Here is an 8,515-nt window from a genome sequence, read left to right on the forward strand (position 1 = left end):
GGCGACAAGCTGGCCTACATTCACCGCCACTGGGGCGGCCTGCAAACCTTCCTGGCGGACGGGCGCGTCGAGATCGACTCCAACAGCGTCGAAAATCTCATTCGCCCGATTGCCCTCAATCGAAAAAATGCATTATTCGCGGGTCACGATGAGGGCGGCCGGGCCTGGGGCCGCATCGCATCCCTGATCGAAACCGCAAAGATCAACGGCGTGGGGCCTTTCGCCTACCTGAAATCTACGCTCGAAGCGATCGCGGCAGGTCATCCCAAAAACCGCGTCGACGACCTGCTCCCCTGGAATTTTCAGCCGTCAAGCTGAAAGCCAAGTGCTGTCCAGCCGCCTCTTACGCTGGAAGCGGATTTGGCGGCAATGCGCATCCCTTACTAATGACCCCACCCCATCAACGGGGAGATAGGCACTAAATGTGCATATTTGAGTTGAATGTGGCAGACCTGATTGCGCCGGGTCGTTATCGCCTGACGCGGCTGCTGCGTGGCCAGCGGGGCACGGAAGCGGCCATGGCGAATCCCGTGCCCGCACGCGCGCGGGTCGTGGTGCTGGACGCAAGCCTTGCCTCGCTACCGATCGCGGAATCCGATCTCGGGCTGCCATGGAACTGGCGCATCGGCCCGGCCAGTCAGCCTGTCAGCAATGATATCTATGGCCGTGGCATTGCGGCAGCCTCCATGCTGATGCTTCTGAACCCACTTGTTCAAAGTCGAAAGACCCACGCCCAAATCTGATGAAACTTGCGGTCGTGTTAAGCCGCTTGTAACCGCAATACGCCCTGCATCACGCCGAAACTCGTCTGTATATCTCGTTGCCATTCTTAATCTCCTTCATAACAAACATTGCTCGAAAGAGACCGGAACTAAACCGTGGCAAGATCAGACACAAAAGTAGGCCAGTTTGGTGTGCGCGCCTTGGAGCGTGCGGCCCTCATATAGCAAGCACGTTCCAAGGCGCATTGCCTTCATTTGCCGTCCTTTTTGTTGGGCGGACTCTACACAAAATGGAGGCATTTTAGGGGCTCAGGTCAATACCTGCGGCTCGCATTTTGGAAAGCTGCAGGTGGTTCAGTTGTTGCTCCATACCTTGTCAAACAGGTTAATGAAATTTCCCCCAAGAACCTTCGAAATGTCATCATCCGAGTAACCCCGAGCAACCAAACCTCTAGAGATGTTGTGAATCTCAGAAACATGGTGAAGACCTTCTACAGTTCTGTCCTCAACGCGATCCACCGAAAGATTAGGGTAGAGCCTTCTGAATTCATTGTAATAGTCGTCGGGAGCCCAATCCCAATGAGGGGTCAAATCAAGGCCAAATCCGACATGGTCGATTCCGATCAGGTTGATCACGTATTCCATCATATCTAGGAAATCTTCGAGATGAGGACGAACCCCTTCTTCAACCATTGAAATATTGCTCCATGCGGTTAGCCCAAAGACCCCTCCGCTTTCGGCCAAGGCCAGCATTTGCTCTTTTGTTTTGTTTCTGGTGCGATCGACAAGATCTCTGGGATTTGCATGGGTAATCGCAATCGGCTTTTCCGAGTATTTTATCGCATCCATGACGGTTTTGTCGCCACAATGAGAAACGTCGATCAGGATACCCACCCTGTTCATTTCTTTAATGACCTCTTTACCATATTCGGTCACTCCGCTGTCGGGTTCAGACCCGCCAGTGCCGATATAGTTGGGAGAGTTGTAGGCAAGCTGCACGATGCGAAGGCCTAATTCGTGAAGGATTCTTACGTTGCTAAGGCTTTCTTCGAACGGCTTTGGATTCTGGCTTCCCATAATCATACAGGGGCGGTTCAGTTCTTTTGCGGTGGTGAAATCTTGGGGGGTTCTGGCGATAATCGCGTCATTCTCTAATACCATCTCATGCCAATCGGCGATGTGTTCTAGTGCTTGGATGAGATTGTCGGCGTGGTCCATGACGGAAAAATGGGTTGCCACTCCGGCGTCCCGCATTGTGGTAAGATAATCGCGTTGAGCCATCCTTGGCCCATATGTGAGGCAATCTACGACATTCGAGGTTTGGAATATCTGTTTGGCCCGTTTCTCTTCGGCATCTGTGAGTTCGCTAGCTTTCTTGCTCATATTCTAAGTCCATCTATTAGTTTCTACGGGTCCACTGCGGTTTTTTTGTTGGCGATCTCGCCATCTCACTTTCCAGCGGGTGGCGTTCAAAGTGTTACTTGTTTCGGTTCTATGCTTCATTTTGCAGAGCAATCTGGGCACCAAGTATAAACATAGTCGATCCACGAGTTCACTAAAGTGAACTTTATCAACACAATTCATTTTAGCCACAAAGTTCACCTTGTCAACATGTCACTCAAAATGTGAATTTTTGGGATGTTGCATTGAGGTGGCGCGCCCATTTTCCGGCGGCGCCCCCTCAAGAGGTCACGTTACTGGTGCTGGTTTCGACTGAAGCGAAGAGCCGCCAGCCGCAAGGCCTCGCTTTCGGTCAGTATGTCGACAGCTATTTAAGCGGCTTGATGGCGCATAAATGGTGCCGATTAGGAGGCTGCGTTACTGTGGCGCGTGGCATCGAGTTGTAAAAAAGCAGTAAATTAGGCCACTTCGCTCTTCGACAGAACGATCCACACCATTTTTGTAACTTGATCGGTTGTGTTGCGAAACATGTGTGGCAAAGTGCTAGGAAAATGGAAGCTATCGCCCTTTCGCAGAACATGCGCACGCTCTCCTATCCACAGATGTATCTCGCCGGACAAGACAAGCCCGGCTTTTTCACCGGAATGGCTGTAGGTCTTGCTGGATGACTCCGCGCCCGGATTGAAAGAAAACTCGTAAAACTCTAACGGGCTTGGCCAGTCCGGCGAGCGTAAGTCTTGCAATAAGCCCGCGTCATGAAACTCACGTTCTCTGCGATTGTCGCTGCGGGTAATGTATTTTTCCGAACCGCCTTCGGCTGAATCTTCGAAAAACCAAGAAACGGGAACCTCTAAAGCCGTTGCAAGAAGTCTGAGTGAACGTAGTGACGGTGTTGAAAGGCCTCTTTCAACTTGACTGATCATACCAACCGACAGGCCAACTTTTTGGCCGAGTTCCTTGATTGAAAGGTCAAGCGTCTTGCGCCTTTCGCGCAACCTCCACCCGATCCAACGATCTGCCTCATCCATCCTGAATCTCAACCCTCCTAATTATTTTTTAATAACAATACCTTGAATAAGGTATACGTGATTATCTGGTCCGCGGATAGGCACCGAACCTCCACGCGGATTGCAACCTTTTTAGCGCCCAGAATCCATCTGACAAAGGTAGCTTATTTGAGTTTCTACTTGTGCTTGCATTAGCAATCATGCGCGAAAAACAGGGATGCTGTCTAGCTTTGATCTACACACTGATTAAACTTTATAGAATTTCGAACGGGTGGCGACTGCTTTCGGGCGCCATCAGGTTCTCTACTCTGGCCGCGATATGAGCGTGTTAGCCGAAGTGTTTAGCCATAGATTATGCATTTGCGTTGGAGCGGCGAGTAGCGGGGCAGAGCGTTGCTTGGAATCTAACCCATCGAAGTTCTCATTAATAAAAATGAAATTTATGTTGATATTTCACTTTGGTGAGATAATCTGCCGTTTGTGAACCATAGGGTGTCGCTGAAAACAAAAGCTCCGTAAGAGAGCTTTCAGCGTCCTAGGGGACCAGAAAATTTAGAAGCGCCAAGAGTTTGGTGTAAATACTAAATACTAAATGCAAGTTGCGCTTATAACCAACCAGACAACAGGGTAACGCTATGAAAATAAGTAAAATAATCTCAAATACGGCCATATCGGCAACGTGCTATCTGGCTGCTAGTATTTTGCCTGCGCAGGCGCAAGAAGCGAGCTGGAAAATGCACGTGGCGCTCACCGAAAGCCGAGTCGAGACCCAGACTGCGCAAAAGTTTGTTGATGCGGTCAATAGTACAACTGATGATCTATCGATTACACTTTTCAGCGGCGGAAGCCTTGGCATCAAGGACGCTGATATGCTCCGCATTCTGCCTAGGGGCAATGTTATCCAAGCTGCGGCTTTGTATCCGGGGTACCTGACGCGAGACAATCCAGATTTCGCATATATTCTGCCACCAGGTGTCGCCAGCGACCCAAATTCCTTGCGTGATGCAGCATCGGTTCTCAAAGAGGTTTATGGTCAAGTTTATGATGCGGCTGGCATCAAGGCGCTCGGCTTCATTGGACATGCGACCCGTGACACGCATATCATGTGTAAAGAGCCCGTGAACTCACTTGAGGAGCTTCGCAAACGTAAAGTTCGAGTTTGGGAGAAATTCCATGTTGATACTTTTGAAGCACTGGGGGTTTCCGCGCAAATCATTGGGCAAAGTGAGCTGTATGTCGCGATGCAGACCGGCGTCGTAGACTGCGCCGTCTATCCTGTGAGCTTAGCCGTTACCGTGTCACTGCAGGAAGTTGCGCCTTATGCGTCGTATCTTTTCCCCTATGTCCTGCATCCTTGGACGTTTGTTGTTTCACAAAGTGCTTTTGATAAGTTGAGCCCTGAAACTCAAGCGACTCTCGTAGAGGTGGGCGCAGCTGTTGAGGCCGCCGCCATGGAGGATTACGTCAATGGTACAAATGACACCGCTGCAATGGAAACATTCGTAAGCAGTGGCGGAACCATCCTTGAGCCATTTTCCGACGAAGATAGGGCAGCTTTCCGTGATGCCGCGCGGAATCTTTGGAGCGAACTTTCCGAAGACGGTGGCGATCAGAGGAAGGCCAACTACGAAAAAGTGAATGACGCACTTAAGTAAGTAGAGCGCGAACCAGCGGCCACCGGTCGCTGGTTCTCCTCAAATGGAACAGGATAATCAATTTGGCACATCCCCTCATCCAAGCCGTCGATAAGGCACTGCTCTCGCTCTCAACCATAATAGCGATCCTGATGTCGATATTTGTCTTTTTGTCTTCGGTGATGCGTTACCTTGTCGGTGCTCCCTTTAGCTTTACCGAGAATATTGTTGGGTTGTTGTTTATCGTGATGGTTTTTATCGCGATGGGTTCGGTGACGATGCGAAGAGCGCACATCGAGGTCGATATTGTTAGGCAAAAACTGGCCCCTCGGGCGCGTCGGGTGTCACTTAAGCTGTCCAATCTGATAACGGCATTCTTCTTTGGGTATCTCTGCTTCTTGAGCTGGGATTACTTTATGGTGTCTTACGATTTGGGGGCCAAAACGGCAGAAAGCCGGATGGTTCTATGGCCTTGGGTATTTACCCTCCTGCTTGGCTGCGCCTTCGCGCTTGTCGCGACCATAGCTCAGCTATTTCGCAGCAAACACGACACCTAATGCTTGGAATTTAAGAAAGGGAAGTGCGCAAATGCTTGTGGCAATTCTTGTTACTGGTTTTTTTCTGACCGCGGCTTTAAGTTTACCGATCGGAGTTGGGCTAGGCTTAACCGGGCTTGCCGTGCTGCATTTTGCAGTGGGTGGCGCGACAGATCTAGCGATGATTTCGGTCTGGAACATTTTTACGGATTTCACGTTGAGTGCTGTTCCACTCTTTATCTTTATGGGTGAAATCATGCTAAGGAGCGGGGTGAGCAGCAAGTTGTACTCGGCTATTGCACCTGTCTTTGCGCGAATGCCAGGAAAGTTGCTGCACACAAACATCGTCGTTTGCACGATATTTGGGTCAGTATCCGGGGCCAGCACATCGACAGCGGCCGCAATCGGATCGGTCGCTTATCCCGAACTTGTAAACCGAGGATATGACCCGAAAACAGTTGTGGGCACCTTGGCCGCCGGTGGGACGATTGGCCTTCTTATTCCGCCAAGTTTGGCACTGTTGATTTATGGCGCAACGCAGCAAGTCTCGATCGGCAAGCTGTTCATGGCTGGGATTATTCCAGGTATTCTACTCACGCTGATCATGATGGCGTTTATCGTATTCAACACGCTGAGGCACCCATCGACCGTGCCAGAAGAAGAAACCAGATACACGATTAGAGAAATCATCACAGCGCTCGTGCGGATATGGCCACTAGGTGGTCTTGTGATGGCTGTATTGGGGACCATCTACCTTGGTCTGGCAACACCCACCGAAGCCGCTGGCTTGGGGGTCGTCGGGGCTGCGGTGCTGGGGTACGCTTGGGGAACGCTCACTTGGAAGTCTCTGTGGGATGCGTTTTCACATGGTACTCTCGTCTTTGTCGCAATTGGTACTGTTATGCTGGGCGCTATCATTCTCGCACAATCCATCTCACTGTTGGGCGTGCCATTCCAGCTTCTGTCTTGGGTGAAAACGCTGGGGCTAAGCCCGATTGCAATCTTGATTGCCGTTAGTATCATTTATCTGGTCCTGGGGTGTTTCTTCGATGGAATTTCCCTGATGCTGATGACGCTTCCAGTCGTCTTTCCTGTCATGGTCGGGGTCGGATTCGATCCGGTTTGGCTTGGGATCGTCATAACGATTTTGATCGAGATCGGGATGATTACGCCGCCAGTGGGCATGAATCTATTTGTGCTTACAGGTATTTCCGAAGGTAAAGTTACGCTTATGCAAGCTGCAATGGCTTCATTGCCATATTGGTTGCTGTTACTCGGTACTATTGCTTTGCTTACGGCGTTCCCTCAAATCGTGCTGTTCCTTCCGGGACTTGCATATCAATAGATATCAAGGCGCTTAACTTTAACGCATTTTGATTGCTGATCGCCCGTTAGGTCATCGCAAAATGGGTATGGTGCGGAGCATTAAAATGAAGGTCTGGGAACCACTTCCAGCAGTGAGAGACTGAAGATATGACCAATCAATACGATGTCGCGATTGCCGGAGCAGGTATCGTCGGTATGTCTACGGCTTTATGGGCGCAGCGTCGCGGACTTAAGGCCGTGATCTGCGATGCGAACTCGCCGGGGAGTGGTACAACATTTGGATCAGCCTGCACGATGGCGACCTATGCATGTGTGCCGATCAACAGCCCCTCGGTGATAACATCACTGCCAAGCCTGCTTTTTAGCAAGCAGAGCCCCCTAACTATTAACTATCTATACGCGTTGAAACACTGGCGTTGGATGTTGTCTTTTCTGCTGAATTGCCGCCAGAGCCGCGTTGATGCAATCGGTGCGGAGCTGGGGGCATTGCTTCGACAAGCTGATGCAGGGCTAGACCCATTGATTGAAGATATTAAAGCGGAAGACCTCATGGTTGAGGAAGACTGCTTATACGTTTGGTCTACGAAAAAGGGGTTCGACGGCGCAGCTAAAGGCAATGATCTTCGCAGGCGCCAAGGTGTTGAGATGGAGGAACTGAATGCAAGCGACGTTCGTGCGCTTGAGCCCGCATTGCAGATGCCCATTTATCGCGGTCTCCGATTTCGTGGCACCCGTTTTATTCTGCATCCCCAAAAACTTGTTGAACGTATGCAAAGGCGGTTCGCCGAATTAGGGGGCGTCACTCTCTTATCGTCTGTAAACTCTGTTACTTTCAACGATGTCGGCACAACTGCAAATCTTGCTGATGGCACAAGTGTTAACGCAGGGCATTTTGTCGTGGCGGCAGGGGCCCACAGCAAGTCGATTGATGGTGCTGGCCTCGAAAAAGTTCCGCTCGGCGTGGAACGTGGATACCATGTGACCTATGCCAATCATCGCAACAAGCTGTCACGCCCAGTAGGCTGGGCAGAGGCGGGTTTGTATGCAACGCCGATGGAGCTTGGTCTGAGATTTGCTGGCACGGTCGAGCTGGATGATTTGAATGCCCCGCCGACCCTGGAACGCGGAGCCTATTTGCGACGGCGCGCCACCGAAATGTTTGGGTCGCTTGATGGAGATGCCGATGATTGGCTAGGGTACCGCCCAACATTGCCAGACGCATTGCCCGTGATTGGCCCTTCGACGGTCTCGGATCGCATTATCCACGCGTTTGGACATCAGCATATCGGTCTTACACTAGGCGGCCTCACCGGCCGTATGGTGACAGATATCGTGACAGGCAAAGAGCGTACACCGAACGTCTCCGGAATAGGTTCGCAACGCTTCCACCAAGGATGAGAGTCGTGATAAGTCGACAGTGAAAAACCATTGCGGCATCAAAGCCTAGCCACGTTAAACCACTTTGATACACAAAGAAAAAAAGACCCGCACTGGGGCCTCGTCTCGGGTTCGCGACTGGTTTGTGGCGGAGCGGAAGCGACTGGGAACGAACCCTTTCAACCTATTGCCTTTATGTTATTAATAGTACTCTTTCTGCATTCGGCATGAGCTATGCCCGAAAGTTGACGGGGCGGTAAAAAGTGGTCGCCTGGCGTGCCCCCGTCGGGTGGTCCAGGTTAATTGTTAGTGCATTGTGGGCCTCTGGTCTATCGGAACGATGCTTTCTGGCGCGGGCGGTCGATAACCTAATGCGCTGTGCGGCCTGACGGTGTTGTAGTGGATTCGCCATTGCTCGATCAGTATTTGTGCCTCGCGCAAGGTGTAGAACATTTCGCCATTGAGCAATTCGTCGCGGAAACGGGCGTTGAAGCTTTCGCAATATCCGTTCT

Annotated in this window: 8 protein-coding genes and 2 pseudogenes; 6 read left to right on the forward strand and 4 right to left on the reverse strand. The window is 51.1% G+C overall.

Annotated elements, in window-relative coordinates; genetic code table 11:
- A partial coding sequence (locus BMZ91_RS20585) for a transposase domain-containing protein (RefSeq protein WP_143076432.1) occupies window positions 1-318 on the forward strand: 318 nt, incomplete at its 5' end.
- 110 nt (window positions 319-428) lie between these two features.
- A pseudogene (locus tag BMZ91_RS20590) lies at window positions 429-662 on the forward strand (GTA baseplate fiber-binding domain-containing protein); the annotation flags it as partial.
- Window positions 663-689: 27 nt separating this feature from the next.
- Here BMZ91_RS20590 and BMZ91_RS21300 read toward each other — a convergent pair.
- The 3 genes and pseudogenes from BMZ91_RS21300 to BMZ91_RS20605 all read right to left on the reverse strand — a co-directional run.
- Window positions 690-827, reverse strand: a pseudogene (locus tag BMZ91_RS21300) (transposase); the annotation flags it as partial.
- Between the two features lie 249 nt (window positions 828-1,076).
- Window positions 1,077-2,105 (reverse strand): dipeptidase, encoded by a 1,029-nt coding sequence (locus BMZ91_RS20600; RefSeq protein WP_092842459.1) that lies wholly within the window; start codon window positions 2,103-2,105, stop codon window positions 1,077-1,079.
- Window positions 2,106-2,581: 476 nt separating this feature from the next.
- The gene (locus tag BMZ91_RS20605; RefSeq protein WP_092842460.1) at window positions 2,582-3,151 is read right to left on the reverse strand and encodes a helix-turn-helix domain-containing protein; all 570 of its coding nucleotides are present in this window, start codon (window positions 3,149-3,151) and stop codon (window positions 2,582-2,584) included.
- A 614-nt stretch (window positions 3,152-3,765) separates the two neighbouring features.
- Between BMZ91_RS20605 and BMZ91_RS20610 the strand changes: the two genes are divergently transcribed.
- From BMZ91_RS20610 to BMZ91_RS20625, 4 genes are all read left to right on the forward strand, one after another.
- A complete protein-coding gene (locus BMZ91_RS20610; protein WP_092842461.1) occupies window positions 3,766-4,785 on the forward strand; it encodes a TRAP transporter substrate-binding protein in 1,020 nt (339 codons plus the stop codon).
- A gap of 62 nt (window positions 4,786-4,847) precedes the next feature.
- Window positions 4,848-5,321 carry a TRAP transporter small permease gene (locus BMZ91_RS20615; RefSeq protein WP_092842462.1) on the forward strand — a complete coding sequence of 158 codons (474 nt, stop codon included), beginning with the start codon at window positions 4,848-4,850 and terminating at the stop codon, window positions 5,319-5,321.
- Between the two features lie 31 nt (window positions 5,322-5,352).
- The gene (locus BMZ91_RS20620; protein ID WP_092842463.1) at window positions 5,353-6,645 is read left to right on the forward strand and encodes a TRAP transporter large permease; all 1,293 of its coding nucleotides are present in this window, start codon (window positions 5,353-5,355) and stop codon (window positions 6,643-6,645) included.
- 128 nt (window positions 6,646-6,773) lie between these two features.
- Window positions 6,774-8,024, forward strand: a complete 1,251-nt coding sequence (locus tag BMZ91_RS20625; RefSeq protein WP_092842464.1) for an NAD(P)/FAD-dependent oxidoreductase — start codon at window positions 6,774-6,776, stop codon at window positions 8,022-8,024.
- A gap of 285 nt (window positions 8,025-8,309) precedes the next feature.
- Here BMZ91_RS20625 and BMZ91_RS20630 read toward each other — a convergent pair.
- Window positions 8,310-8,515, reverse strand: a 206-nt coding sequence (locus tag BMZ91_RS20630; RefSeq protein WP_143076433.1) for an integrase core domain-containing protein, incomplete at its 5' end; no start/stop codon positions are given.

The organism is Roseovarius lutimaris (assembly GCF_900115165.1).
Classification (GTDB): domain Bacteria; phylum Pseudomonadota; class Alphaproteobacteria; order Rhodobacterales; family Rhodobacteraceae; genus Roseovarius; species Roseovarius lutimaris.

Coding starts and splice junctions, on each gene's coding strand:
- BMZ91_RS20625 (WP_092842464.1), top strand. CDS start 6,774: ATGACCAATCAATACGATGTCGCGATTGCCGGAGCAGGTATCGTCGGT.
- BMZ91_RS20600 (WP_092842459.1), bottom strand. CDS start 2,105: ATGAGCAAGAAAGCTAGCGAACTCACAGATGCCGAAGAGAAACGGGCC.
- BMZ91_RS20605 (WP_092842460.1), bottom strand. CDS start 3,151: ATGGATGAGGCAGATCGTTGGATCGGGTGGAGGTTGCGCGAAAGGCGC.
- BMZ91_RS20610 (WP_092842461.1), top strand. CDS start 3,766: ATGAAAATAAGTAAAATAATCTCAAATACGGCCATATCGGCAACGTGC.
- BMZ91_RS20620 (WP_092842463.1), top strand. CDS start 5,353: ATGCTTGTGGCAATTCTTGTTACTGGTTTTTTTCTGACCGCGGCTTTA.